Below are 25609 nucleotides of genomic sequence, written 5' to 3'. Positions count from 1 at the left end.
GCCATCTGGCTCTCGCAGAAACGGGTACGGTCAGTGGGTGGGTGGGGGGACGGGTTCTTCGCTGCCAGCCGGAGGCGGCCTGTCGGGCGAGTGCATACGTCCGGCGTTTCGGGCATCATGCGCATCCCGCGCGCCGGCCCGGCTCTTGGTTGGCCGTCGCGTTTCCATCATTCGATTCACATGAACAAGTATTTGGACCGTGCAGCCTGGGGGCGCCGGAATCTTGCTAAGAGTAGCCTCGCCCCATGGTGGGCGTGCATCAGGGGAGCCAAGCGCAGGACCGCGCCGGCCGGCGATGACACTTCACAACAAGAGGAGACAACCTGAATGACCTGGCTTGCGCGCACCTTCAAGCTCGAGGAACACCAGACCGACGTCCGCACGGAAGTGCTTGCCGGGCTGACGACGTTCCTCACCATGGCGTACATCATCTTCGTCAATCCGAACATCCTGGCTGACGCGGGCATGCCGCACGACGCGGTATTTGTCGCCACCTGCATTGCCGCGGCGATCGGCACGATCATCATGGGGATGTACGCGAACTACCCGATCGCGATGGCGCCAGGCATGGGCCTGAACGCCTACTTTGCGTACGCGGTGGTCAAGGGCATGGGCTTTACGTGGCAGGCGGCGCTGGGCGCGGTATTCATTTCCGGCTGCCTGTTCCTGCTGGTAAGCGTGTTCCGCATCCGCGAGATGATCGTCAACGGGATTCCGCATTCGATTCGCGTGGCAATCACGGCGGGTATCGGGCTGTTCCTGGGCATCGTGTCGCTGCGGGGGGCTGGGCTGATCGTCGGGAATCCGGCGACGCTCGTGACGCTGGGCGACGTGCACCAGCCTTCGGTCATCCTGGCGGTGATCGGCTTCTTCGTGATCGTCGCACTGGACCATCTGCGCGTGAAGGGCGCCATCCTGATCGGCATTCTGTCCGTGACGGCAGCGAGCTTCTTCTTTGCGGGCAATACGTTCCACGGTGTGGTGTCGATGCCGCCGTCGCTTGCGCCCACGCTGATGCAGCTCGACATCATGGGGGCGCTGTCTGTAGGCATCCTGAACGTCGTGCTCGTGTTCTTCCTGGTGGAGCTGTTTGACGCGACCGGCACGCTGATGGGCGTGGCCAACCGCGCGGGCCTGCTCAAGCAAGGCAAGATGGACCGCCTGAACAAGGCGCTGCTGGCGGACAGCACGGCCATCATGGCGGGCTCGCTGCTGGGTACGTCGTCGACCACCGCCTATATCGAGAGCGCTTCGGGTGTGCAGGCGGGCGGCCGGACGGGGCTGACTGCGTTGACGGTGGCCGCGCTGTTCCTGCTGTGTCTGTTCTTCTCGCCGCTGGCTGGCGTGGTGCCGGCTTACGCGACGGCGCCCGCGCTGTTGTACGTTTCGTGCCTGATGTTGCGCGAGCTGGTGGACCTGAACTGGGAAGACACCACCGAAGCCGTGCCGGCCGTGCTGACGGCGCTGATGATGCCGTTCACGTATTCGATCGCCAACGGCGTTGCGTTCGGTTTCATCACCTACGCGGGTCTGAAGCTGTTCACCGGCCGCATGCGCGAGGTGCCGGTCATCGTGTGGATCATCTCGGCGGTGTTCCTATTCCGCTTTTTCTATCTGTCTGGCGGGCACTGAGCGCCAGGGGCTCCACGCGATCCACAGCGAACGCGGACTTTTGGGTCCGCGTTTTTTTTTGGAGCATTTGCGCCAAAGCGTACCCATTTCTGCGTGCGATTGCAGCGCCGGGCGTACCCGTTTCTGCGTACCATTGTCGCCGTTTCGGCAAGTGAACGTACCCGATTCTGCGGACGAGGTAAGTGACAACTGTCGCGCAAATCGAGGCGACAATTGGTTTCGACAATGCGTTGATACGGCACTCACGCAGGCGGTGCGTACCCGTTTCTGCGCGATGTGTGGAGGAATGTCAGGCGGACGGCACGGCCAGTTTGCGGGCTGCGTCGGTAATGCTGGCGGCCAGATCGGCTTCGCGCGCACGCACGGCGACGCTCGGCAGGGCAGCAAGGCCGAGCGCGTGGGCAACGTCGGCAGCCGGCTCACCGGTGGCAAGCCGCTCGCGTAAATGGGCACCGCGCACGCTACGCAGCGAGGCATTCGCGAGGCGCACAGCTGCGTCGGCGCGACCGATGGCGCGAGCGTATTCAGCGGCTTCGCCAAGCATGGCCTTGACGATGAGCAGCAGTTGCGAGCGTGAGGCGATGCCCTTGCGCTCGCCGAAGTCGCGACGCAGGGCGGGGGAGTCGATGATGGTGCCGTCTGCACGTCGCGGCGAGCGCTTGCGCACCGACAGCAGCAGCGGCGTGGCTTCGTTCGGCAGCGGCAACGGCGAGAGGCCAAAGGCCGCGCGGTACTCGCGCAGCGCAGGCATCAGCGCATCGCATGGCAGCCAGCGCTGCGAGCGGCCTGTGCCGACTGCCAGCAGCCAGACCGACGCCGGCAGCAGCGCGTCGGATGTCACGCGCGCGGCCGGCACGGCGTGCAGCGCCACGTCTCCCATCCGTGCGCTTACCAGTTCCGATACCCGCATGCTCGCCTGCGCGAGCAGCACGGCGAGGAAGTGGTCGCGCGCCTGGCGCAAGCGCGCTTCACGGCCAAGCGCGACACGCGCGCGCACGGCATCGATCATCAATGCCATATCGGATGCGCCAAGCGCGGTGTCCGGTTCGGACGTTGCGACCGACCTCGGTGCGGGCGCGCTTGGCGCCGGTACGGTAATGACGATCGCATCGTCATCGAGAAACGGGTTCGCGCGCAGATAGCCCGTGCGCAGCAGCCAGCCGCAGAGGTTCGCCGCGATGATGCTGCTCTGTCGTGCGGAACGTGCCGAGAGCCGGCCGCGCAGCGGCGTCCAGTTGGCATCGTCGCGTTCAATGCCGCGCGCACTGATCGCCCATGCAGGCGGTTCTTGCAAAAAGCGCAGATAGGCCGACGCGTCGTCGCGTTTCCAGCTTGCGATCGGCTTACCGAACGTGCGCGCGTACCAGCACACGCGCTCGGCTTCCACGCGGTACTGCGACAGCGTGGAAGCACTCACCGCACGGGCGCCGGAAGCGCGCGCAGCGAGCCACGCCTGCACGCGTTCACGCTCCTGCGCGAAAGCCTGCAGATCAGCCTCGGAAGCGGCGTTATCGGGAAGGGGCACGGCGTCTGCCGGGCGCGGTTCGAACATGCGGAGCGTGTGTGGGCACGAAGACAAAACGGTTCGCGCAAGTATAGCGATCCGCATCCGTACCCAGGCGCAGGCACCGCATTCGAGCGGATATTCAACCGCGATGGGCACGCCCCATGCTCAATGCGGGAACGTCGCTTCGTGTGTCGGACGCTTCCGACAAAACGATCGGAACCAGTTCGATAGGCACGCTGCACGTGCGTGGCTATCTTCGGCTCCACAAGTCGACAACAACGTACATGGGCGTGCGATGCATGCGGCCCGGTTCATGACAGGACTCTCCCTCCGAGGTGCAAGATGAAGATACAGATCAGGAAGATCGTCGCCGTGCTGGCGTTGGGTTCGTTGGGTGTGCTTGCCGGATGCGGCGGCGGTGACAACGACATCGGGCAGATCATCGGCACCAGCTCGCCGCAATACCGCACGGTGCACGCCAACCCGTTCATCGGCAACGTGGACTTTGGTGTGAACGGCACCACGAAGATCACCAATGTCGGTTTCAAGAACGTCAGCAATTACTTCGGCATTGACGCGACGGCCAGCACGGCAACGGTGTCGAACACGGGCAGCAGTACGCCGCTGGCTTCCACCGGCTTCACGCCGGCAAATGGCCACCGCTATACGGCGCTGGCCATCGTGGGCTCCAACGGCTCGGCCACGAGTCTGGCGCTCATCGATGATCCGTATAACAAGTCGATCCTGTCAGACAAGGCGCGCGTGCGCACCTTCAACGCTTCGTACAACGCCCCCAACGTCGATGTCTACGTGACCGCGCCGAACGTGGACCTTTCAGCCATTGCGCCGACCATGAGCGGTGCCGGTTACGGCGGCGCGTCGCCGGCCAGCACGCAGGATTCGATCTACGTCGATGGCGGGACGTACCAGGTGCGGGTGGCGACGGCCGGGACGAAGAACATCATCTTCACCTCGCAACCGTTCAGCCTGGCCAACAACGCCGACTGGCTGATCACCACGCTGCCGGCCGGGGGCGTCGGTGCGGTGACGCCGAACGCGATTCGCGTGTTGGTGGCCCAGGCCAACGGTGCCTCGCAGACGGCTTCTGAATTGCCCTCGCAGTAACTTCGCTTCACGCCCTATGATGCGGTGCTGCGGCACCGCATTTTTTTCGCGGCGGCCCCGGGAATGAAAACTGCTAGCGAAGGGCGCAATGAGTGAATCCGTAACGGGCTGGTCGGCACCCGTGCGCGCAGCGCGCGAGACGCATGCTGCACCGGCCGCCAAGAAGCAGGTTGATGTGTTCTGGGTAGACGATCCGTTGACGGGAACGCGTCTGCACGTGAGCGCCGGGGCGCAGACGTGGGGCGTGCAGCCCGATTCTTTGTGCGGTATCCGTGACCGCTGGCTCGTCCATGTGCATCCGGATGACCATATCGCGCTGCGTGCCGCCTGGGAGGGCCTAGCGCGGGGGCAGGAGTTTGCCCTCGAATACCGCTGGCTCGGCACCGACGACGGCCAAACGCGCGAATACCGCGTTCGCGAACGCGGCTACCTCCTGCCACGCCTCGACGGTGCGTCCGCCCATGCCGTGGGCGTGGTCGAAGACGTGACGCAGGGCCAGCAGACCCTGGCCGCACTCACCGAGTCGGAATTCCAGTTGCAATGGCTGACTGAAAGCGTGCCGTTTCCGCTCGTGCAGATCGACCCCGAGCACCGCGTGCGTTTTGCCAACCGCGCCTACGCGCAGCGCTTGGGCTTTCGGCACGAAGACGTGCTGGGCCGCCATTTGCGCGACCTGATGGGTGAAGCAGCGTATGCCCGTGTCCTGTCGCACCTGAACGACGCATTCGCGGGGCAGCGCGTCGAGTTTGAAATGGAATTGCAGTATCGGGCCGATGTTGGCCGTCGCTTCGTGCACGCCGCGTACTCGCCGCAGCATGGGCCGGACGGCAGGGTACAGGCGCTCGTCTGCGTGGTGGAAGACATCACCGAGCGCAAGGAGGCCGAGCACGAGCGCTTTCGCCATCAGCGCGAATTCGTCACGCTGGTCGAGAACGCGCCCGACGTGATCGCGCGGCTCGATCGCGAACTGCGCTGCATGTATGTCAACCGCGCGGTCACCGAAGCCTTTGGCGTGACGCCTGCCGTGATGATTGGCAAGACGCTGACGGCATCGCCGCTTGCCGCCGAGGTCACGCGCCCGCTGGAGGACGCCGCCCGCCACGCGTTCGCCCTGGGCGCAGAACAGACGCTTGCCTTGCATCTGGACGTGTTCGACGGACGACCGCGCATTGCGCACTACAACGCGCGCGTGATTCCGGAAGCGGATCGCAACGGCGCGATGGAATCGGCGCTGCTCATCATTTACGACGTGACCGAACGCACCGAGGCCGAGCGCGAGCGCGATGCGCTGCTGCTGCGCGAACAAGCCGCGCGTGCGCAGGCAGAAGCCGCGGCGCGGGCGCGCGATCAGTTCCTGGCGGTGGTGTCGCACGAGCTGCGTTCGCCGCTCAATGGCATCCAGAACTGGGCGTATGTATTGGAGAGCCAGATCGCCGGCGGTGCGCCGCTCATGCAGCGTGCGCTCGCGGGCATCAAGACGGGCGTCGAGCAGCAGGTACGCCTGATCGAAGACCTGCTGGACGCCACACGCGTGATGAGCGGCAAGCTGCGGTTGACGCGTGAACCGTTCGTGCTGCGCACGGCGCTGGAACGCGCGCTCAACAGCGTGCACGCGTTGGCCGCCGAACGCCACATCGCCCTGCACATCACCATCGACCTGGACGATCACGAAATTGACGGCGATGCCGATCGTGTCGAGCAGATCGTGTGGAACCTGCTGACCAACGCCATCAAGTTCACGCAGGACGGCGGTGATGTCTGGCTGTCGGCCGATCTGTTGGGCGAGGTGGCGCGCATTGTCGTGCGCGATAACGGCCGCGGGATTGCGCCGGCGTTCTTGCCGTATCTGTTTGATCCATTCCGCCAGGCCGACGGCGCGCACACGCGGCGCACGGGTGGACTGGGGCTTGGGCTCGCGTTGGTCAAGCGCCTGACCGAGTTGCACGGCGGGCGCGTGTATGCGCGCAGTGAGGGCGACCAGCATGGCGCTGCCTTTACCGTGTACCTGCCGCTGCATGCCGGCGCCGATCTGATCACGCCGCTGGCCGAAGACCCCGAACGCAGCGGGCCACTGCCTTCACTGGCGGGCCTGCGCGTGCTGCTGGTTGACGACCAGCAGGATGCGCGCGACGCGCTGGCGACATTGCTCACGCAGGTCGGTGCGGAGGTCGGCAGCGTGGGCTCCGGGCACGAGACGATGGCGCTGCTCGACCTCTGGGGCGCACGGGGTGAAGCAGGCCGCCCGCAGGCCGTGGTGTGCGACATCGCGCTGCCCGATGAAGACGGCTACGCGATCCTGCAGAGAATTCGTGCTTGGGAACACGAACACCTGCCCACCGGCGCGACGCCGATGGCCGCCATCGCGCTGACCGCATTTGCGCAGCCGCACGATCGCGCTCAGGCGCTGGCCACCGGTTTTCAGGAACACCTGATCAAGCCTGTGTCGCCGTACGATCTGGTGCGTACGTTGCGGATGCTGGCGATGCCTGCTGCTTCCGTGTCATAGCCCGCCAGGGCACGACTTTTGCGCAGAGAACGGAGAACCGCATTCTCTGCCATGCCAGCCGAACCGACTCCACCCACCACGCCGCTGGAACCCTTGCACGGTAGCCTGCTCGACGGGCTGCGGCAGCCGGCTTGGCGCGTGGCGATGGTGCTGGTGGCCATTGGCGGCACGTTGGTGTTTCTGCAGTGGGCGCGAGCGTTCCTGGTGCCGGTTACGCTGGGTGTGGTGCTCGCGTTTGCGTTGAACCCGGTTGTGGTGTGGCTGCGGCGCTGCTATGTCCCGCGCCCCATAGCCGCGGGCATCGTGGTGCTGGGCTTGTGGATTGCCGGTGCGATGCTGGTCTTCGGAATGCAAGACGGCGTGTCGGCCATGGCGGACCGGTTGCCCGTTGCGGCGGAGCGCATGGCGCAAGCCGTCGACGGTATGCGCGGGCACATGGGCGGCGCGTTCGGCAAGATGCGCGATGTGACCGTCGCGCTCGAGCATGCCGCCGAAGGCGTGCAGGGCAAGCCGGCACCAGCACCTGCCAAGCGTTCGCCCGCGGCCCCGGCTTACGCCGAGCCAGCTGCCGCGCAGCCGGTGCTGCCGCTGCGCGAGTTTCTATGGACAGGCTCCGCCAACCTCTTCGCGCTGGCCGGACAACTCGTCGTGGTCTCGTTTCTCGTCTACTTCCTGCTCGCTTCGGGCCAGGCACTCAAGCGCAAATGGGTGCGTGCAGTGGGCAACACCTTGAGCGAGAAGAAGCGCGCGGTGCGCATGATGGCGGTGATCGGCACGCAGATTCAGTATTCGCTGCTGGTGCTGTTTGCCACCAACATCATGCTGGGCGTACTGACCACGGTGGCCTTTGTGCTGCTCGGCATGGAAGACGCGGCGGTCTGGGGTCTGGCGACCGCTGTGCTGCATTTCGTGCCGTATCTCGGTTCGGTGGTGATTGCCGTGGCCAGCGGCATTGGCGCATACCTGCAGATGGGCGCGTGGTCGGATGCGCTTGTCGTGGCAGGCGTTACGCTGCTGCTGGCCACGCTGGTCGGCACGCTGCTCGTGACGTGGCTGCAGAGCCGGGCGTCCAAGCTCGACCCGTGTGTGGTCTACATCGGCCTGCTGCTGTGGGGCTGGCTGTGGGGCCTGTGGGGCTTGCTGCTTGGGACATCGATCACGGCGATGATCAAGGTGGTGTGTGATCACGTCGACCGACTGCGCCCGCTTGGTACGCTGCTCGGCACCACCGATGCGCCGGCCGGCGTGTCGCAGCGGCTGCTGGACCGACTGCGCGGCCGTTCCACACGGCGCCTGGAACGCGTGCACCGCCCCCGCTGATTGCCTCTCAATCACCTGGCGCAGCAAGCGTTACAAGCGCGCATGTAACCCTTACGCAATGATCACGCCGCGACGCCGGCACATGCATGGTTAATCCGCACCGTCTGCACCGCGTGGTTGTGCAGCAGCGGTGCAGGTCTTGTCCCTTGCATGATGTGAGCGTGCGCTGTGGGCACGTCGGTTGCGGTGCGCAAGGCAACCAGATCACGTCCGCAGGAGGGCGCCATGAACCGACTACGCCCCACCTTACGGGGCCCGCATCAGCGCGGCGAACGGCCGGCAGGCATGACACCGCCGCGTGCGCCAGGCGCGGGCCGAAACGCTGAAAACATCGACAAGATGCTCGGCAAGCCGGAGTCGGGCTCGGCAGATCGGCTGCCGCACGAGCGCGACCAGCACAAGGGTTGATCGGCGCATGCGCATCGCTTATGTGACCGAAACCTGGCCGCCGGAACTCAACGGCGTGTCGCTCACTGCCGCGCGCACCGCGGCGTTCCTGCAGGCGCGCGGGCATGACGTGATGGTGGTGCGCCCGCGCCAACGTGCCATCGACGCCGGCAAGTCTGCACTGGCGGATGACACGCTGCGCGTTCCTGGCGTGCCGATTCCGCTGTATCCGGATTTGCGCATGGGGTTGCCCGCGCGCCGGCGCCTGCTTCGCGCGTGGGCCGCCTATCGGCCCGACCTTGTGCATGTCGCCACGGAAGGGCCGCTAGGCTGGTCAGCCATCCGCGCCGCGCGGCAACTCGGTCTGCCGGTGACGTCGGATTTCAGAACCCGCTTCGACGAGTACGGCCGCCACTATGCGTGGGAAGGTGCCGTCACGCTCGTGCGCGCCTATCTGCGCGCATTTCACAACCGTACCGATCGCACGTTTGTCCCCACGCGCGAACTGCAGCGGCAGTTGAGCGAACTCGATTTTGCGCGCCTGACCGTCAGCACACGCGGCGTCGATGCACACCAATTCACGCCGCAAGCCCGCAGCGACGCATTGCGCGCGCAGTGGGGCGCCAATGCCGATACGCCGATCGTGCTCACGGTTGGCCGTCTGGCGTTGGAAAAGAACCTCTGCGTCGCGCTCGATGCGTTTCATGTGGTGCGCAAGCGCGTGCCCCGCGCACGCCTCGTCATGGTGGGCGATGGCCCGCAGCGCAACGCACTGCGCAGGCACTGTCCCGATGCCATCTTTGGCGGAACGCAGCATGGCGAGGCACTGGCCGCGCACTATGCATCGGCTGACGTGTTTCTCTTTCCGAGCTTGACCGAGACCTTCGGCAACGTGGTGGTCGAGGCGATGGCCAGCGGTTTGCCCGTGGTCGCGTTCGATACCGCAGCGGCCGGCATGCTCGTGCGCAGCCAGGAGAACGGCTGGCTCGCGCCCGTCGGTGATACCGCGTCATTCACGCAGGCGGCCGTCGCGCTCGCCACCGATGCCGGCTTGCGGCAACGCCTCGGGCAGGCAGCGCGGCTGACGGCGCAGGGCCTGGATTGGCCGCGCGTGCTCGAACGCTTTGAAGCCGCGCTCATTGCCGTGCACGACGCTGCCACCAACGGGGAGGCCTACCATGGCGACGCACGCCTGGCCTGACTGGAAGCGCTGGCGCGAGCGCGATCGGCAGCTCGCCGTGGCGCTCAACCACGTGGCGGGCAATGCCTCGGCCATGCGCTTCTATCGCGGTGTCAGCCGCCTTGGTGACGGCATGCTCTGGTATGCGTTGATGGCGGCGTTGCCGGTGGTGGGCGGTGACACCGGCTGGGAATGCGCCAAGCAGATGGGGCTCACGGGGCTGCTCTCGCTCGTCATCTACATTGTGCTCAAGCGTGGCGTGTGCCGTCCGCGACCCTATCTTTCCTGCAAAGAGATCCACCTGTGCGGGCGCGTGCTCGATCAGTTCAGTTTTCCATCGGGTCACACGCTGCATGCGGTGTCGTTCAGCATCGTGATGGCAGCGTACTACCCGCGCATGGCGCTGGCGCTGGTGCCGTTCACGCTGATGGTCGCCATCTCCCGCATCGTGCTCGGCCTGCACTATCCGAGCGACGTGCTGGCGGGAGCCGGGCTTGGGATGGTGATCGGCGGGTTGTCGGTGTGGCTGTTCTAAGGCCCGCGCTCAGTACGACGTTTGCGCGTGCCCGGTGACGGTGGTTTCCGGGCCGCCCATCCAGGCTTGCGCCAGGGCCTGCGCAAAGCCGTTCTTGGTGACGGGGGTGCGCGTCTCCAGGCATGTGGCAAGCAGTTCCTGCCAATGGCGAATGACGTCGGGATGTGCCGCGTCGGCCGGATGCAGGCCCAGGCGCAGCAGCGGCGCGTCGGCGTGCCGCTGTGCGAGCCAACGCAGGTAGTACCGGGACACCAGTCGGCGCGCCGGCGAGCGAACGCTATACGTCAGACACGGTGCCTTGAGCGGGCGGCGCGGGTGCAGCAGGTAAAAGCGCTGCAGCGTGGTTGTGTAGCGCAGTGGCAGCCCGTCGAGTGCTTCCCAGGTGGCCGGGTTCATCAGCCACGCCGGTGCGACAAAGCCATGCAGCGGCCAGCCGTTGGCGGCAAACCACGCGGCGCCGGCTTCGATGCGCGCACGCGCTGCTGCCAGCGGAATCGCCGAGAACTCGCCTTCACCGGCGGTATAGCGCGTGCGGATCAGTTGATTGATCAAGCCGCCCGGAGGCTGGTCATCGAGGTGCGCATAGCCATGCAGCACAAGTTCATCGCCCTCCGCCAGGCATTCGCTCATCACGCGGCAGAAGCGCTCGCTGTTGCGGGCGGTCGGGCCGCGATAGAAGTTTGGAATGACCAGCAGCGATTTGGGTACGCGCGCCACCTCGTCCAACGCAGAGAGCAACACCTTGCACGCGGGCCAGGTGGCGGGAGTGACGTCGTGCATGGCGAGGATGAGATAGCGCGACATGATGATCAACTAAGCGACTGTGGTCTGGGCTAACGGCTGCGCAATGCGCGCACGCGCTCTCGAGCCGGTTCGAACGTTGCTGCGGCGGTGCCGGCTTGCCGGCCGAGCAGCGCCAGATAGCGGTGCAGCAGCTGCGGCAGCACGGCCCGCCAGTCGTGCTGCACCGCATGGCGGCGCGCGGCGTGCGCGAGCGTCACGGGATCCCGTTGGCGCAGCGCCTGGAGCGCCTGGGCAAAATCGTCCGCGATGCAACGTGGCACGGCATAGCCGACGCGCTCGTCCACCAGCTCGCTCAAGCCGCCCGCTGCGCACGTGACGACCGGCACGCCGCTGGCCATCGCTTCCAACGCGACGAGGCCGAACGTTTCCTGATCGCCTGCATGCACGAAAACATCGGCACTGGCCATGGCGGCGGCCAGGTGCTGCGCATCGCCTTCATAAGCGAGCGCGCGCACGTTCTTGCCGCGCGGAGGGGTCGGGCCCGAGCCGATGGTGACGAGCACGCTTCCGTCGTCGAGCTTGTCTACCGCGTCGCAGAGCACGTGCAGGTTTTTCTCCGGCGCATAGCGGCCGACGTATAGCAGCACGCGGGCATCACGCGGCAGGTCCAGCTGTTCGCGCCAGCGCAGCGAGCGCCGTGCCGGGTGGAACAGGCGCGTGTCCACGCCCAGCGGTTGCAGCTCAATGCGCTGCACGCCCAGGTCGGCCACCTTCTGCGCGATGTAGCGGCTCGGCACGAACACCGTATCGAAGTGCGGATAGAGCTTGCGGGCGTACGCCGCTGCGGCCAGTTCCGCGGGTGGGCCGCCCAGCCGGCGGAAGAACGCAGGCAGATCGGAGTGATAGAACGCCGCTACCGGCACCTGCAGCCGCGCGCCGGCATGTACCGCCGCCCACGACAGCCGATAAGGGTCCCCGGCTTCAATCAGGTCCGGCGACAACGCACAGAGTGCACGCACCGCTGGTCCGGTGCGCAGCGGAATGCGATAGCCGCGCGATAGCGGCAGCGGCACGCCGGGCACTACGGCGATCTCGTTGCTGGCGTCGTCTGCCGTGCCGGGTACAACCAACGTGTGCCGCCAGTGCGTGGAGCGCAGGAAGTCGTGCTTGGCCCGCAGGTAGCGTTTGACGCCACCGCTTTCCGCCGCCCAGAACATCGTGATGTCCGCCAGATGCAACGCGGCGGCCGTGGCATCGCCGTCGTGGCGATGCGGGTAGTGATCGATGGGCAGCTTGCGCACGGTGGTCAGACCTGGCGCCGCATTTCGGCGGGTGCAATGCGCATGAGGCCGCGGTACTTGGCGACCGTGCGGCGCGCAACGATCACGCCCTGCTCAGCCAGCATCTTCGCGAGCGACACATCGGAGAGCGGGGCGTCCGCGTCTTCGGCTTCGATCATCTCCTTGAGCAGCGCCCGCACGGAGGCCGCCGAGCATGCGCCGCCTGTGTCGGTCGCCAACTGGCGCGAGAAGAAATACTTGAACTCGAAGATGCCGCGCGGCGTGGCCATGTACTTGTTGCCCGTGGCGCGCGAGATGGTCGATTCGTGCAGGCCAAGTTCTTCGGCCACATCACGCAGCACCAGCGGCTTCATGGCCACCTCGCCGTATTCCAGGAAATGCTTCTGGTGCCCGACGATCGCCTCGGCCACGCGCTGGATGGTGGCAAAGCGCTGTTGCGCATTGCGGATCAGCCAGCGTGCTTCCTGCAGTTGGTGCGCCAGTGGTGTGCGATTGTGGCCCCGCGTCTGGGCAAACAGCTCCGCGTAGACCTTGTTGACGCGCGCGCACGGTGCCACCGCCGGGTTCGTCAGGGCAATCCACTTGCCCTTGATCTTGGCAACGATCACGTCGGGCACGATGTAGCCCGCATGCGCCTGCGAGAAGCGCAGCCCCGGGCGCGGGTCCAGCATGCGGATCAGCGCGCAGGCATCGCGCAACTCCTCTTCCGTACAGCCGAGCGCGCGACGCATCTGCGTGAATTCGCGCTTGGCCAGACGGGGCAGGTGGCTGCGCACGATGTCTTGTGCGATCTCCTGGATGCGCTCTTCGGCTTCGGTATCCGCGGGGCGCGCCTCGATCTGCAGGCGCAGGCACTCCGCCAGATCGCGCGCGGCCACGCCCGGCGGGTCCAGGCTCTGCACGAGCGCCAGGGCAATCTGCATTTCCTTCTCGGTGGGGGGCGGCTCCACCGGTGCCAGCGGAGCCAGCTCGGAGAGCAGCTGGCGCAGGTAGCCATCGTCGTCCAGCGCTTCGATCAGCGTCTGCGCGAGGAGGCAGTCGCGGTCTGACAGGCGATAGCTGCGCAGCTCCTGATGCAGATGCTCGCGCAGGCTCGGCGTGGAATGCACCCACTCGCCTATGTCGCTGTCTTCACCGTCGCCGTGGTGGGCGCCGCCGTGGCTGTAATAGGTGCTGAAGTCGGTGGGGAAGTCTTCCGATGCCGCTAGCGTCGCATCGGTTTCGATGGCGCTGGTGGTGGTTTCCAGCGGGGCGTCGTCTGCAGGCGTGTGATCGGCCGCGGTGCCGTCCAGATCGGCGGAAATGGCAATGTCGCCGGTCCGTGCGGCATCGGGCTGCGCACCGGCTTCTTGCTCGACTTCCTCCAGGAACGGATTGCTTGCGAGCGCTTCTTGCATTTCCTGCGCAAATTCGGTTGCAGACAACTGCAGCAGCTTGACGGACTGCTGCAGTCGCGGTGTTAGCGCGAGATGCTGCTTCGCACGCATTTCCAGAGCGGCCTTGACCATTCGCCTTGCCTCCTTTGGTGAGTGGGTGTCGACATTTCCGTCGACCGGTCACCGCATCGATGCAAAGGGTATGCCATGTCCACAAAGCCAGTCGCCACAAGGCTTCACGGGCGGCTGGCACGCCGTTTCTACATGGTCATGTCGTTTTTATATGCGAAGTGTTGCCGGCACATGACAGCGCCGGCGTTGCTAGCGGGATTGCCCTGGCAGACGCGGATGGGTGGCACCGCAGGTACATGCGTTGCTGCAGTGGGAGGCGGGAGACGCGCCGCAGTGCGCTTCCATTGCCTTCTTATCCAGCATCACATCCCAGGAGAAACCACATGCGAACACGTTTTCTGACCGCAGCGCTTGCCAGCGCGATCTTCGGCCTTGGCGTCGGCACTGCCATGGCCCAGACGACGGCCGCGCCGGTCGACAACCAGGAGTCCAGCAACCCGACCAAGGCGCCGGGCAAGCGCACCGATCCGCCGTCGTCCACTGCCGATCGCACCGCGAATACACCGATGGCCGGCGGCGAGGCGACACCTGCTGCGGGCGGCAGCGACACCAGCAAGCCGATGCACAAGAAGCAGCGCCATCACAAGAAGTCGAAATCAGAGTCGACCGTGCCGGGCGGTACCAATAGCGCGGGCGACATGTCGCATTCGGGCGTGCAGGCCGGCGGCAACGATGCCGCGACGACCACCGGGAATTCCTATCCCGGTAGCTCGAAGCCAGGTCAGTAACCTCGAAAGAAAGGAAAAGGGCTCGTCATGCCGATGACACTCACCATTGCCGTCCGCACGGGCCCGCGCGCCCGCGCGGAGACCGAACCCGCACCCCGCCGCCGGACGCCGGAACCGCAGGAACGCCGCCGCCACGAGCACCCGGGCGAACGCGCGCACGCGCATCCGCGCTAGAACGTCAGCGCGGATGCAGCGGGTACAACATGGGCGAAGGCGGTGGAGCGCTGAGAAGCGCCTGCGTCAGGCCGCCATGGCGGCGGCCGCGGTGCTTTGGTAGAGGTCGAGGCGGTTGTACAGCGTCTTCAGGCTGACGCCGAGCGTCTTGGCAGCCTGGCGCTTGTCACCATGAAAATGCTCCAGCGTGGCCAGGATCATCGCGCGTTGCGCGTCGGCCAGCGTCACGCCCACCGACAGGCTGAGCACACCTTCCTTGACGGTCGGGCGCGCAGGGCCGCGCGTGGATGCGAGCGGCGCAGCCAGTTCGACGGTTTTTTCGCCGAGGATGTAGCCGCGCTGCACGGCGTTGCGCAACTCGCGCACATTGCCCGGCCACGGCTGGCTGCGCAGGGCCGCCAGGGACTGGCGCGAGAACACCTTGTCGGTCTGGTGTGCGGCGTTGAACTGGGCCAGGAAGTGCAGCGCCAGTTCTTCGATATCGTCATCGCGATCGCGCAGCGGCGGCACCTGCAACGGCACCACGGCCAGGCGATACATCAGATCTTCGCGAAAGGCGCCATCACTCACCGCTTCCAGCAGGTTGCGGTTGGTGGCCGCGATGATGCGCGCGCGCGTCTGGATCGGTTCGGTACCGCCCACCCGCATGAACACGCCGGTCTCCAGCACGCGCAGCAGTTTGACCTGCATCTCGACCGGCATCTCGGTGATCTCGTCGAGGAAGATCGTGCCGCGGCAGGCATGTTCGAAATACCCGATATGACGCTGGGCAGCCCCCGTAAAGCTGCCTTTCTCGTGGCCGAACAGTTCGGACTCGATCAGGTTGGGCGAGATGGCACCGCAGTTCACCGCGATAAAGGCCTGGTCTGCGCGCGGGCTCATGTCGTGCACCGTGCGGGCAATCAGTTCCTTGCCGGTACCCGATTCGCCCATGATGAGCACGGTGGCCAGGGTGCCGGAGACCTTGCCGATTTGATCGTACAGCGCACGCATCACCGGCGAGCGGCCGTAGAGGTGACCGAAATCCGGCTCGGCGATCGGTTGGGCAGGAAATGTTTCGGCGTCGGACGGCACGCGTTCTGTGTCGTCAAAGTCGGCCAGGGCAGGGGGATAGCTCAGGCGCCCGACGGACACTGCACGATCGTCGGCGAAGGCTTCGCTCAAGGACATGGCTCCCTCGTGGTTGGTCGCAACGGGGACGTCCTGGCGAGCGGCTGCATCTTCAGCGATGCAGTCTTCGGAAGGCAGGGTACGTCGTCATCCCGTCACATTGTGTTGAAAAGTTGAGCCATTATCAGGGCCGCCCAAGCGCGTTGTATGTCGGGCATGCGCTGACGTTTCTTCCATCCTGTCGGTCAAACGCTGACAAGAAACCGGCCTGAGACGCAGATGCCGCGAGGGTTTCACATGGCCATGCGACGTACGGTGTCCATTTCCGCCCGCAGGTGGCGAAGCGCCGGTCTTCTCAACTATGCTGACTCCTGCGTAGTACCAGCGGTCCGCCCTGGAGTGATGTATTCGATCCATTTCTTGCATGCGTGCGTGTAAAAATTACCAACATCCATATCGCCGACGTGGGTTTGCCCGTGCGATGCCCGGGTTGTATTGGATGGAACGCTTTTTGCACCTGCAGCCGGTTCTGCCGCCAAGCGCACCGTTGCGCCATGCATGACCGCCGGCACCTGCCGGCTCATCCAACCGAATCGAGATGCCACATATTCTGATTGTCGAAGACGATGCCAACGCACGCGCTGCTCTGGGTGAGCTGGTGGGTGCCGAAGGCTTCACCACCGCGCTGGCCGGGTCGCTGCGCGATGCGCGCATTCAGATGTCGCGTCACAGCCCCGATGCCGTGCTGATCGACCTCGTCCTGCCCGACGGCAACGGCATGGATCTGATGGAAGACATCGCGCCGCACTCCGGTACCGAGATCATCGTCATGACCGGCCACGCCAGTGTAGAAACCGCCGTGGAGGCACTGCGCATGGGCGCGGCCGACTACCTGGTCAAGCCCGTCAATTTCCAACGCTTGAAATCGGTGCTGGCGCGCATCCCGCGTCCAGGCGATCTGAAAGCCGAGATCGGCAACCTGCGCGGCGAGTTGCGGCGCCTGGGCCTCTTCGGACAGATGCTCGGCAACTCGACGGCGATGCAGACGCTGTATGACCAGGTCAGCCGCGTCGCGCCCACCGAGGCGACTGTGCTGCTCATCGGCGAGTCGGGCACAGGCAAGGAACTGGCCGCGCAGACCATTCACGACCTCAGCCTGCGCCGCAAGCAACCGTTCCTGCCGGTCAACTGTGGCGCCATCTCGCCCAACCTGATCGAGTCGGAAATGTTCGGCCACGAGCGCGGCAGCTTTACCGGCGCCGACCGCCAGCACAAGGGCTACTTCGAACGGGCCAACGGCGGCACGCTGTTCCTGGATGAAATCACCGAGATGCCGATCGAGCTGCAGGTGAAACTGCTGCGTGTGCTGGAAACCGGCGTGTTCATGCGCGTGGGCACCAACCGCGAGATCGACTCCGATGTGCGCGTGATTGCCGCCACCAACCGCGACCCCGAAGAGGCCGTGGCCGACGGCAAGCTGCGCGCCGACCTGTATCACCGTCTGAATGTGTTTCCGCTGCAGCTGCCGCCGCTGCGCGAGCGCGGCAAGGATGTTGAACTGCTGGCCCAGCATTTCCTCGATCAGCTCAACGCGCAGAGCAATACCAAGAAGGCATTCCTGCCGCCGGCCATGGAGACCCTGCGCGGCTACCACTGGCCGGGCAATGTGCGCGAGCTGCGCAACTACGTGCAACGCGCGTACATCCTGTCAGACGACGCCGGCATCGATACGGCCAACGTGCCGCTGCAAGTGTCGAGCACGCAGGTGTCGTCCGGTTCCACGCTCACGATTTCGGTCGGCACGTCGCTGGCGAGCGCTGACAAGAAGATCATCCTCGCCACGCTGGAGCAGTGCGGCGGTGTGAAGAAGCGCGCGGCTGAACTGCTCGGCATCAGCCTCAAGACGCTCTACAACCGGCTGGAAGAATACGGCAACAGCAATGCCGACGACGGCGGCGATGACAGCAGCGGCAGCTCCGGCCGCGCGCATGCCACCGAGGCATAGCCGGACCTCCTGGCGCGGTACGCGGCTTGCTGAAGCAGTGGGGTATCCGCCCCATGGCGGCAAGCTCACTCAACTGCACAGGAGGTCACCATGCTGCGTTATGCAGTCGTCTTTTTCATCATCGCCCTGATTGCGGCCGTGCTCGGGTTTGGCGGCATCGCTGCCGGCGCAGCGAGCATCGCCAAGATCCTGTTCATGATTTTCGTGGTGCTATTCGTGGTCAGCCTCATCTGGGGCTTGGTCGCGGGCAGAGGATGACGCCGGGATGAAGCGCACAGCTTTCAACCCGGCTTTCACGATGCCACGCAACTCCAGGAGCGCTGACTGATGGAACCGTCTCAAACCAACCCGTTTCCCAAATCCGATGCCAACGGCAACCTCATCCGCGGCGACGTGGCGCAAGCCGCCGAGCGTGTGAAGGCGACCACGGCACAGGCCATCGACCGCACTGCCGACGCAGCGGCCACCGCACTTGACGAGGCCGCTGCCAAGCGTGATCAATGGCGGGCCTCGCAGCAGCGCTTGATGCGCGATGCGGCGGACTGCATGCGATCGCACCCGCTTGCGACGATCGGCCTGGCATTCGGCGCAGGCTTCCTGATCAGCCGCCTGCTGGGCAGCGATAACGACTGAGGGCGAACACCCTCACGCTTCCTGCCAGCCACGGTCGCGCTTGCGCGCGTGCCGCGTGCTGACTAGGCTCAAGGTCGAGGCCGGCACCGCGCTGGCCGCGTCGCTTTGAAAGGACCCTCCATGCGCCTGACCGCCTGCTTCGACCGCAACCTGCTCAAGCGATCTGCCCAGGTCCTGATGGGGGCAGGGCAGCAGTGGTCTGCGCATCGCGCCGCGAGCAAGGGCGCGGCGTTGTCGTTCTACACGTTGTTCTCGATGGCACCGGTGCTGGTGCTGGTCATTTCCATCGCCGGCTTGTTCTTTGGCGAACAGGCCGCCCGCGGCGAAATCTTCGGGCAGATCCAGGGTCTGGTAGGCGCGCAGGGCGCGTCTGCGGTGGAAGCCGTGCTTGCCGCAACCCGGCGCTCGGGCAATGGCCTATTCGCGGCAATTACAGCCATCGTGCTGTTGTTGGTGGGCGCCACCACGGCGTTCTCCGAACTCAAGGACAGCCTCGACGAGCTTTGGGAGGTGCCGCCGCGCCAGCAGCCCGGGATGTGGGGCTTGCTGCGTTCACGCCTGCTGTCATTCAGCCTGATCCTCGTGCTGGCGTTTCTCCTGCTGGTGTCGCTCACCATCAACGCGGCGCTGGCCGTGGTGGAGCGCTTTTGGGGCGCGTTGTGGGCGGGCTCCACTTCGGGCATTGCGTTGCTGGTGGCGCAGGTGCTGTCGTCGGCGTTTTCGTTTGCCGTCGTTTCGCTGCTGTTCGGCACCATTTTCAAAATGCTGCCCGAAACGCGCGTGGCCTGGCGCGACGTTGCCCTGGGCGCCATCGTCACGGCGCTGCTCTTCACGCTCGGCAAACACCTCATCGGCCTGTATCTCGGCAACAGCGCCGTCGCATCGTCCTACGGGGCGGCGGGCTCGGTCGTGGCGCTGATGCTGTGGATTTACTACTCGGCGCAGATCTTCTTCTTTGGCGCGCTGGTCACGCGGCAATATGCGTTGCAGTTCGGCAGCCGTCAGTACGAAGGCGCGGGCCGGGCCACTGCCGCCGCGCAGGCGGCGTTGCTCAACCCGGCGATCGCGGCGAACCTCTCCAGTGGGGTGGCCGGGGGCAACGCAAGCGCAGCCCGCGAGAGCCGCTAAGACGCCCCCGCATCAATCCCGGGTCAGTTGCTCCAGCAGCATCCCCGCCACAAATGCCAGCCCGATGGTAATGACCGGGTGCTGACGTACGGAGCCGCTCGCCTGTTCGGAGACATTCGCGTGCAGGTTCTTCAACTGTTCGGTGCGCTTGTCGAACTGTGTGAGCGCCGTGCAGAGGACGCTCGCCAGCCGGTCGATGCCCTCGGCCGTGGCATCTTTGACGCGCTGCGCGGTGTGATCGATTTGCGGATGGAGCGGGGTGACGATCGCGCCGTTGGCGCCATTTGTGCCGGTGGTGCCATTGCTGCTGGCGGGCGGCTTGGGGGTCAGTTCGGTCATGTCGGCCTCCTGAGCTGAGTCATGTCAGTCAGTCACAAGCAACCGCCATGCCCCCAATGTTGCGCGACGCGCAAAAGAAAAGGGCCACGACTGTGGCCCTCGACACGGTGAGGAACTGCGCGGCTAGCCGACCGTCACCACGGTCTTGCGCACGGCCCAGATTTCAGCTTGCAGGGCCAGTGCAGCGAGTGCCTGCAGGCTGTCCTGCGGCAGGGCCTTGATCCGTTTGCGGCGATTGGCGGCACGCTGCTGACGCGCCGCGCGCACGCTTTGCTCGTCGAGTTGCCACGCCTTGCGGGTGGTCTCGATGATGCGTTGCACTGCCGGATCGACAGGGATTCGACTACGCACGATGTTGGACTCCTTGCTTCTTTGCTTCTTTCAATGTCGCGGCGTACCCAAAGGCGGGTTTCGCGACGGACTCCACAATACGGGAGCTTCATGACAACTTCGATAACACCCGCTCCGAAAGGGTTGTCAGTGCATTCCCACAACGGGTTGGTCTCGTCCGTCTGGGGGACGGTTCCTAGGGAGTTTCCCGCGCTTGCGGCCCGGATCAGTTGATCCTAAGCAAGGGCGCCGATCGCGTACAATCTCGGCTGCCCCGGATTGACAACGCCGTTCGGGCAGTCTATCGGCCGCCGGGATGACCCGCCAGCCAGCGCACTTGCCACGTGCGCAACCATCCGCATTTTTCACTCCTTCCCTTTCGGTTTTTTGCCCGTGAGTACGCTGCAGCAGGAGATCCGGCGCCGCCGGACGTTCGCCATCATTGCCCACCCGGATGCGGGTAAAACCACGCTGACCGAGAAACTGCTGTGGTTCGGCGGCGCCATTCAGATGGCCGGCGCCGTGCGCGCACGTAAAGCCAACCGCCACGCCACCTCCGACTGGATGGAGATGGAAAAGCAGCGCGGCATCTCCGTTACGTCGTCGGTGATGCAGTTCCCGTACCGAAACGAGGGCGGCGACTACATCGTCAACCTGCTCGACACCCCCGGTCACGAAGACTTCTCGGAAGACACGTACCGCACGCTCACGGCCGTCGATTCCGCCGTGATGGTGATCGACTCCGTCAACGGCGTGGAAGCGCAGACCATCAAGCTGCTCAACGTCTGCCGCCTGCGCAGCACGCCCATCCTGACGTTCATCAACAAGCTCGACCGCGAAGGCCGCGCGCCCATCGAGCTGCTCGATGAAATCGAAAGCGTGCTGCAGATCCAGTGCGCGCCGATGACGTGGCCGATCGGCATGGGCAAGTCGTTCAAGGGCGTGTACCACCTGGTCAACGACACGGTGCAGCTGTTCGACCCGAACGCCGACAGCGAGAAGGGCGCCACCGCCGGCCTGATCCAGGGCCTGGACAACCCGGAGCTGGACCGCGTGCTGGGCTCGCAGGCGGAAGAACTGCGCATCGACATCGAACTCGTGCGCGGCGCATCGCACACGTTCGACAAAGAGGCCTTCCTGGCCGGCAAGCAGTGCCCGGTGTATTTCGGTTCGGCGGTAAACAACTTCGGCGTGCAGTCGCTGCTCGATGCGCTGGTTGACCAGTCGCCCGAGCCGCTGGCGCGCCCCACCGAAACGCGCGAAGTCAAGCCGATGGAAGAGAAGTTCACCGGCTTCGTCTTCAAGATTCAGGCCAACATGGACCCGAAGCACCGTGACCGCATCGCGTTTGTGCGCGTGTGCTCGGGCCGCTTCGAACGCGGCATGAAGCTGCTGCAGGTGTCGACCGGCAAGACGGTCGCCATCAACAATGCCATCACGTTCATGGCGCAGGACCGCAACACCACGGAAGAGGCCTTCGCCGGCGACATCATCGGCGTGCCCAACCATGGCACGATCCGGCTGGGCGATGCGTTTACGGAAGGCGAGGCGCTCAAGTTCACGGGCATCCCGTCTTTTGCGCCGGAGTTCTTCCGTCGCGCGCGCCTGAACAATCCGCTTCGCCTGAAGCAGTTGCAGAAGGGTTTGCAGCAACTGGCCGAAGAAGGCGCCACGCAGATGTTCCGCCCGCTGGCGTCGAACGACCTGGTACTGGGCGCCGTCGGTATCCTGCAGTTCGACGTGGTGGCGCATCGCCTTGAACACGAGTACGGCGTCGATGCCATCTTCGAACCGCACGAGTGCTCCACGGCTCGCTGGCTGCGCGGCAAGCAGGAAGATATCGACAAGCTGATCGACAAGGCCGGCCACAACGTGGCCCTGGATGGTGCGGGCGACTACGTGTACCTGGCACCGAGCCAGGTGAACCTGCGCCTGACGCAGGAGCGCTTTCCGGACATCCAGTTCATGGAAACACGGGAAATCGTCTAAGCGGCGAGCAGCCAAAAAAAACGGGGCCATGTGCCCCGTTTTTTTATGCAGCGTCAACTCACCAGCCGTGTCCCGTCGAGCGCCGTGAGCGCCCAGGCAATCAGAAATGGCGCCGACCACAGGCCTCTAGAGAGAAGGCGCGCGCGCTTGACGAGCAGCGCCCGGATCGCGATGCCGCTTGCCAGCCAAGACACGGCACACCACACCAGGTAGTTGCGCTGCGACTTGTATGCCCACATGGCCGCAGCAGGACTTTCAGCGCCGAAAGGGTAATCCTCTGGGGCAGTTAAGCTGCCCCAAAGTTCGAGTGGGGTGATGCAGAACACGAGCGCAGGAATCAGGGCTAACGCTAGCCTAATAGCGAACGGCCAGCTCCATGTCTTTGGCATAGAGAAGAAACTCCTTTGCGAACGACTCCATTGAATTGGTCAGGTCGATGCAACCAATGGAGCCGGGAAACCAGCTGCCGTGAATAGTGAAGTTGTTACGACCGTACACGTTGGTTCCGGGGTCCGGGACCAATCCGACACGTCGTGTCCCCCACGCGATGGTGCATCCGGGCCAGCGTCCCGCTTTGATACTGATGAAGTTGAGTATGCAGGCAGCGCGGTTGATGGCAGGCGCTTCTTCCCATTTCTGGAAGTCTGACTGCAATGCGACATAGTTTCCTTCCGGTATGGGGCCTCAATCCTTGAGCGATTGATGCTCCTTTCCGTTGAAACCCGGCTTTCCTGAGGCGGCAGGCCAACGTCTTTCAACTTGCCCGCCTTCGATCCATTGCAAGGATTGGCCATCAAAGAGAAGCCGAGCTTGTCGACGCGAGATGCGCCACTCCACCTCATCCAAATTGAGCAGCTTGACGATATCGCGCGGTGTGGGGGTCTTCGGGAGCTCGTCGCCAAATCGGTCTTCGAGGAACGCCAGATACTGGCGGCGTAAGGCGTAATTCTCTGCGATGGCGTGCTCAAGCGGGCTCATAGACCGATGCGACCTTTTTGCGAAGGGAGCATCTTGCTATCAAGACCGCGAGAACGGATATCGGCCGACTCTGAGTTCGATGCGATCAGTCGTCGATGCGACGTTGGCGCCGTATCCGCACCCGCACCGCGTCCAGTCCGCTGCCTGCGTCCAGCACCGCGTCCAGTCCGCTGCCTGCGTCCAGCACCGCATCGTCCGCAAACACACCTTGCGCCAGACGCGCCAGTGCGCCGCCGCCCGGCACCTCCACCGCCATGCGTGCGCCGCGTTCCAATGCATGCTGAAGCGTGTCATGCCACAACACCGGTCGCGCCATGTTCCACGCCAGGTCTTCAACGATGAGGTTCGCGCGAAACAGCGCCCGCGCGCGACTGCTGCTGACGTAGGTGAGTTGCGGCGCGTGGACGGTGATGTTTGCGGCAGCGGTCGCTAACTCTGCAGCCTGTGCGTCAAGCAACGGGCAGTGCGACGGCACCGCCATGCACAAGCGCGTCGCCTTCGATGCGCCGTGGGCCAGCGCGCGTTCGGCGACCTGCGCGAGCGCTGCGTCGTTGCCGGCCACGACGATCTGCCGTTCCGCATTCACGTTGGCGACATAGGCCGGCGTGTCGGTGGTGTTGACTTGCGCAACGATGCCGCTGACCTCCGGTTCGGCGAGGCCGATGATAGCGACCATGCCGTACCCGCTTGGGTAAGCGTCTTCCATGAGCTGACCACGCAGACGGACGAGGCGCAGCACATCGCTGAACTCCAGCACACCGGCAACGACGGCCGCAGGCCACGCGCCAATGGACAGGCCCGCCACCATGTCCGGCCCTGCGTCCTGCCGAGCCAGCGTGCGAGCCACGGCCACGCCTGCAATCAAGAGACAAAGCTGTACGGCCACCGTCGACCGCAACGCCTCTGCGGTGTCGAGCGTGAGCGGATTGACGCCGAGCATGTCGCCGGCTTCGGTCAGCGTCTGCGCAACGGCCGGGTCACCAGGCAGCGCATGCAGCATGCCCGCGCGCTGGCTGCCCTGGCCGGGAAACATGAACAGGATGCTCATGCCGCGTCGCTCCATGGGTCTGCGACGAGCCGGGGGCCGTGGTCGGTCTTGAGCAACGTTTGATGCGGCGACGCCAGCCAATCGCGTAACGCGAAGCCGCCGTGGCCGGTGTCGATCTGCAAATCGACGCGGCACTCGGTATCGCCCAACAGGCGAGCGAGCTGATCGCGTTGCGCAGTCGACGGGTCACGCGGCATGCGCACAAGGAGATCGAGATCACTGTCCGCATGCAGCACTGGCAAACCACTGGCTAGCGTAAAGCCTGCGCCGCCCGTGGGGCCCCACGCCCAGCCGAGTGCGTCGAGTGCGGGCGCCAGCGCGCGCAAGGTGCGCAGCGCTGCGAACGGCGCGTCGTGTGCGATGGAGACAGCTGCAATTGCCAGCCCCTCGGGCGAGACCACACGCGTGATGCTGTTGGCGGCTACCGTCGCTGCGCAGCGTTCATGCCGCGCGCCGCCGCGCAGGCCGACCGGCACGGAACCGTCGCTGCCGCGCGGTGCACGGCGCACCACGACAGGCGCGCCTTGCCGATATGCCGTGACGGCCCAGTCCGGCAAGGGCGCGCCATCCATCGCCACGGGTGTCTCAGACACCCACAGCAGATCGTGCGCGCGCAGCGGCGTGGATGTCATCGCAGCAGCGCTTGTGTGGCCAGGAACAGGATCGATGGTCCGAGCAGGCAGCCGAGGCCCGTATGGAACGTGGCCACCAGCGAGCCGTACGGCACCAGGCGCCGATCCGTGGCAGCCAGACCCGCCGACACCCCGCTGACCGTACCCGCCAACCCGCCGAACACCATGGCCGCGCGCGGGTTGTTCAAGCCCAGCGCCTTGGCCGCGAACGGCGTGCCGACCATCACCAGGATCGCCTTGACGAGCCCCGTGGCAATCGACAGCGCCATCACATCGGAGGTGGCACCGAGCGCCGCACCGGTGACCGGCCCGACGATGTACGTGACAGCACCCGCGCCGATGGTGGTGACGCTCACCGCATCGGTGTAACCGAAGGCGTAGGCAACGCTGGCACCGACGATGAACGGCAGCACCGTTCCGAGCAGCAGCGAGATGGCGCCGATCATGCCGGCCTTGCGTGCCTCGGTCACCTGCACTTCAAAGGCCGTCGCCACGATGGCGAAATCGCGCAGCATGGCGCCGCCCATCAGGGCGATGCCGCCGAACAGCTTCAGGTCGGCCAGGCCGCGTTCGCCGCCGGTCTGCATGCCGCCCCAATAGGCGAGCACCAGCCCGATCATGATGGCGATGGCCGAGCCGTGCACGCGCCCAAACGTCAGCTTCCTGGACACCCACATCGACAGACCCATGACGATGCCGACCAGCGCGAACGCCGCGACCAGCCCGTTGTGCTGCAGAACTTTCTCTAGCATTGACAGCATGGTGGGGCT

At 65.3% G+C, this 25609-nt stretch carries 27 protein-coding genes; 14 read left to right on the top strand and 13 right to left on the bottom strand.

Annotation, left to right across the window (positions count from 1 at the left end; all coding sequences use genetic code 11):
* Positions 1-327 precede the first annotated feature (327 nt).
* Entirely contained in the window at positions 328-1632 is a 1305-nt protein-coding gene (locus ACUXH0_RS01990; protein ID WP_065851834.1) for an NCS2 family permease, read from the top strand.
* A 289-nt stretch (positions 1633-1921) separates the two neighbouring features.
* On the opposite strand, the gene ACUXH0_RS01985 is transcribed toward ACUXH0_RS01990, so the two are convergent.
* Complete coding sequence (locus ACUXH0_RS01985) at positions 1922-3184, bottom strand: integrase (protein ID WP_065851832.1); 1263 nt, start codon at positions 3182-3184, stop codon at positions 1922-1924.
* A 297-nt stretch (positions 3185-3481) separates the two neighbouring features.
* On the opposite strand from ACUXH0_RS01985, the gene ACUXH0_RS01980 reads away from it, so the two are divergent.
* From ACUXH0_RS01980 to ACUXH0_RS01955, 6 genes are all read left to right on the top strand, one after another.
* Entirely contained in the window at positions 3482-4264 is a 783-nt protein-coding gene (locus tag ACUXH0_RS01980) for a DUF4397 domain-containing protein (protein ID WP_065851830.1), read from the top strand.
* Between the two features lie 88 nt (positions 4265-4352).
* The gene (locus ACUXH0_RS01975; RefSeq protein ID WP_065851828.1) at positions 4353-6770 is read left to right on the top strand and encodes a hybrid sensor histidine kinase/response regulator; all 2418 of its coding nucleotides are present in this window, start codon (positions 4353-4355) and stop codon (positions 6768-6770) included.
* Between the two features lie 51 nt (positions 6771-6821).
* A complete protein-coding gene (locus ACUXH0_RS01970) occupies positions 6822-8090 on the top strand; it encodes an AI-2E family transporter (RefSeq protein WP_065851826.1) in 1269 nt (422 codons plus the stop codon).
* Between the two features lie 225 nt (positions 8091-8315).
* Positions 8316-8498: a hypothetical protein gene (locus ACUXH0_RS01965; RefSeq protein WP_182593670.1), complete on the top strand. Its 183-nt coding sequence runs from the start codon at positions 8316-8318 to the stop codon at positions 8496-8498.
* A gap of 7 nt (positions 8499-8505) precedes the next feature.
* Positions 8506-9678, top strand: coding sequence for a glycosyltransferase family 4 protein (locus ACUXH0_RS01960; RefSeq protein WP_065851822.1), 1173 nt, complete (start codon positions 8506-8508; stop codon positions 9676-9678).
* Positions 9656-10192 carry a phosphatase PAP2 family protein gene (locus tag ACUXH0_RS01955; RefSeq protein WP_065851819.1) on the top strand — a complete coding sequence of 179 codons (537 nt, stop codon included), beginning with the start codon at positions 9656-9658 and terminating at the stop codon, positions 10190-10192. Before ACUXH0_RS01960 ends, ACUXH0_RS01955 begins: the two co-directional genes overlap by 23 nt.
* Before the next feature lie 9 nt (positions 10193-10201).
* On the opposite strand, the gene ACUXH0_RS01950 is transcribed toward ACUXH0_RS01955, so the two are convergent.
* Genes ACUXH0_RS01950 through ACUXH0_RS01940 form a run of 3 tightly spaced genes read right to left on the bottom strand, consistent with a single transcriptional unit; the run spans position 10202 to position 13745 of the window.
* The gene (locus tag ACUXH0_RS01950) at positions 10202-10996 is read right to left on the bottom strand and encodes a DUF2334 domain-containing protein (RefSeq protein WP_004632436.1); all 795 of its coding nucleotides are present in this window, start codon (positions 10994-10996) and stop codon (positions 10202-10204) included.
* A gap of 29 nt (positions 10997-11025) precedes the next feature.
* Positions 11026-12237 (bottom strand): glycosyltransferase family 4 protein, encoded by a 1212-nt coding sequence (locus ACUXH0_RS01945; RefSeq protein ID WP_182593552.1) that lies wholly within the window; start codon positions 12235-12237, stop codon positions 11026-11028.
* A 5-nt stretch (positions 12238-12242) separates the two neighbouring features.
* Positions 12243-13745, bottom strand: a complete 1503-nt coding sequence (locus tag ACUXH0_RS01940; protein WP_028866844.1) for an RNA polymerase factor sigma-54 — start codon at positions 13743-13745, stop codon at positions 12243-12245.
* A gap of 323 nt (positions 13746-14068) precedes the next feature.
* On the opposite strand from ACUXH0_RS01940, the gene ACUXH0_RS01935 reads away from it, so the two are divergent.
* A complete protein-coding gene (locus tag ACUXH0_RS01935) occupies positions 14069-14473 on the top strand; it encodes a hypothetical protein (protein ID WP_024542660.1) in 405 nt (134 codons plus the stop codon).
* Positions 14474-14500: 27 nt separating this feature from the next.
* On the top strand, positions 14501-14647 hold the full coding sequence (locus ACUXH0_RS01930) for a hypothetical protein (RefSeq protein WP_004632445.1): 147 nt from the start codon (positions 14501-14503) through the stop codon (positions 14645-14647).
* Between the two features lie 66 nt (positions 14648-14713).
* Here the strand turns inward: ACUXH0_RS01930 and ACUXH0_RS01925 are convergent, their stop codons facing one another.
* On the bottom strand, positions 14714-15817 hold the full coding sequence (locus ACUXH0_RS01925) for a sigma-54 interaction domain-containing protein (protein ID WP_182593553.1): 1104 nt from the start codon (positions 15815-15817) through the stop codon (positions 14714-14716).
* Between the two features lie 538 nt (positions 15818-16355).
* On the opposite strand from ACUXH0_RS01925, the gene ACUXH0_RS01920 reads away from it, so the two are divergent.
* From ACUXH0_RS01920 to ACUXH0_RS01905, 4 genes are all read left to right on the top strand, one after another.
* Positions 16356-17762, top strand: coding sequence for a sigma-54-dependent transcriptional regulator (locus ACUXH0_RS01920; protein WP_182593554.1), 1407 nt, complete (start codon positions 16356-16358; stop codon positions 17760-17762).
* Positions 17763-17852: 90 nt separating this feature from the next.
* Positions 17853-18020, top strand: a complete 168-nt coding sequence (locus tag ACUXH0_RS01915; RefSeq protein WP_004632450.1) for a DUF1328 domain-containing protein — start codon at positions 17853-17855, stop codon at positions 18018-18020.
* Between the two features lie 69 nt (positions 18021-18089).
* The gene (locus ACUXH0_RS01910) at positions 18090-18395 is read left to right on the top strand and encodes a hypothetical protein (protein WP_024974415.1); all 306 of its coding nucleotides are present in this window, start codon (positions 18090-18092) and stop codon (positions 18393-18395) included.
* Positions 18396-18515: 120 nt separating this feature from the next.
* Positions 18516-19523: a YihY/virulence factor BrkB family protein gene (locus ACUXH0_RS01905; protein ID WP_004632453.1), complete on the top strand. Its 1008-nt coding sequence runs from the start codon at positions 18516-18518 to the stop codon at positions 19521-19523.
* Positions 19524-19535: 12 nt separating this feature from the next.
* On the opposite strand, the gene ACUXH0_RS01900 is transcribed toward ACUXH0_RS01905, so the two are convergent.
* Together ACUXH0_RS01900 and ACUXH0_RS01895 are read right to left on the bottom strand one after the other, a co-directional pair.
* Positions 19536-19862 carry a hypothetical protein gene (locus tag ACUXH0_RS01900; RefSeq protein ID WP_004632455.1) on the bottom strand — a complete coding sequence of 109 codons (327 nt, stop codon included), beginning with the start codon at positions 19860-19862 and terminating at the stop codon, positions 19536-19538.
* 123 nt (positions 19863-19985) lie between these two features.
* The gene (locus ACUXH0_RS01895; protein WP_004632457.1) at positions 19986-20213 is read right to left on the bottom strand and encodes a hypothetical protein; all 228 of its coding nucleotides are present in this window, start codon (positions 20211-20213) and stop codon (positions 19986-19988) included.
* Positions 20214-20585: 372 nt separating this feature from the next.
* Here ACUXH0_RS01895 and ACUXH0_RS01890 point away from each other — a divergent pair, with 372 nt between their 5' ends.
* Positions 20586-22181 (top strand): peptide chain release factor 3, encoded by a 1596-nt coding sequence (locus ACUXH0_RS01890; protein WP_004632461.1) that lies wholly within the window; start codon positions 20586-20588, stop codon positions 22179-22181.
* Between the two features lie 53 nt (positions 22182-22234).
* Here the strand turns inward: ACUXH0_RS01890 and ACUXH0_RS01885 are convergent, their stop codons facing one another.
* The 6 genes from ACUXH0_RS01885 to madM all read right to left on the bottom strand — a co-directional run bounded on the left by ACUXH0_RS01885 (position 22235) and on the right by madM (position 25600).
* Complete coding sequence (locus tag ACUXH0_RS01885) at positions 22235-22420, bottom strand: hypothetical protein (protein WP_037042922.1); 186 nt, start codon at positions 22418-22420, stop codon at positions 22235-22237.
* Between the two features lie 115 nt (positions 22421-22535).
* Complete coding sequence (locus tag ACUXH0_RS01880) at positions 22536-22835, bottom strand: hypothetical protein (RefSeq protein WP_065851813.1); 300 nt, start codon at positions 22833-22835, stop codon at positions 22536-22538.
* 30 nt (positions 22836-22865) lie between these two features.
* Positions 22866-23159: a hypothetical protein gene (locus ACUXH0_RS01875; protein ID WP_028866927.1), complete on the bottom strand. Its 294-nt coding sequence runs from the start codon at positions 23157-23159 to the stop codon at positions 22866-22868.
* An 85-nt stretch (positions 23160-23244) separates the two neighbouring features.
* On the bottom strand, positions 23245-24207 hold the full coding sequence (gene mdcH / locus ACUXH0_RS01870; protein ID WP_182593555.1) for a malonate decarboxylase subunit epsilon: 963 nt from the start codon (positions 24205-24207) through the stop codon (positions 23245-23247).
* The gene (locus tag ACUXH0_RS01865; protein ID WP_182593556.1) at positions 24204-24839 is read right to left on the bottom strand and encodes a malonate decarboxylase holo-ACP synthase; all 636 of its coding nucleotides are present in this window, start codon (positions 24837-24839) and stop codon (positions 24204-24206) included. The genes mdcH and ACUXH0_RS01865 overlap by 4 nt, the downstream gene beginning before the upstream one ends.
* Positions 24836-25600 (bottom strand): malonate transporter subunit MadM, encoded by a 765-nt coding sequence (madM, locus tag ACUXH0_RS01860; protein ID WP_182593557.1) that lies wholly within the window; start codon positions 25598-25600, stop codon positions 24836-24838. The genes ACUXH0_RS01865 and madM overlap by 4 nt, the downstream gene beginning before the upstream one ends.
* Positions 25601-25609 lie beyond the last annotated feature (9 nt).

It is taken from the genome of Ralstonia sp. 110700041-2 (assembly GCF_056280165.1).
This window is presented reverse-complemented; position numbering and strand designations above follow the sequence as displayed.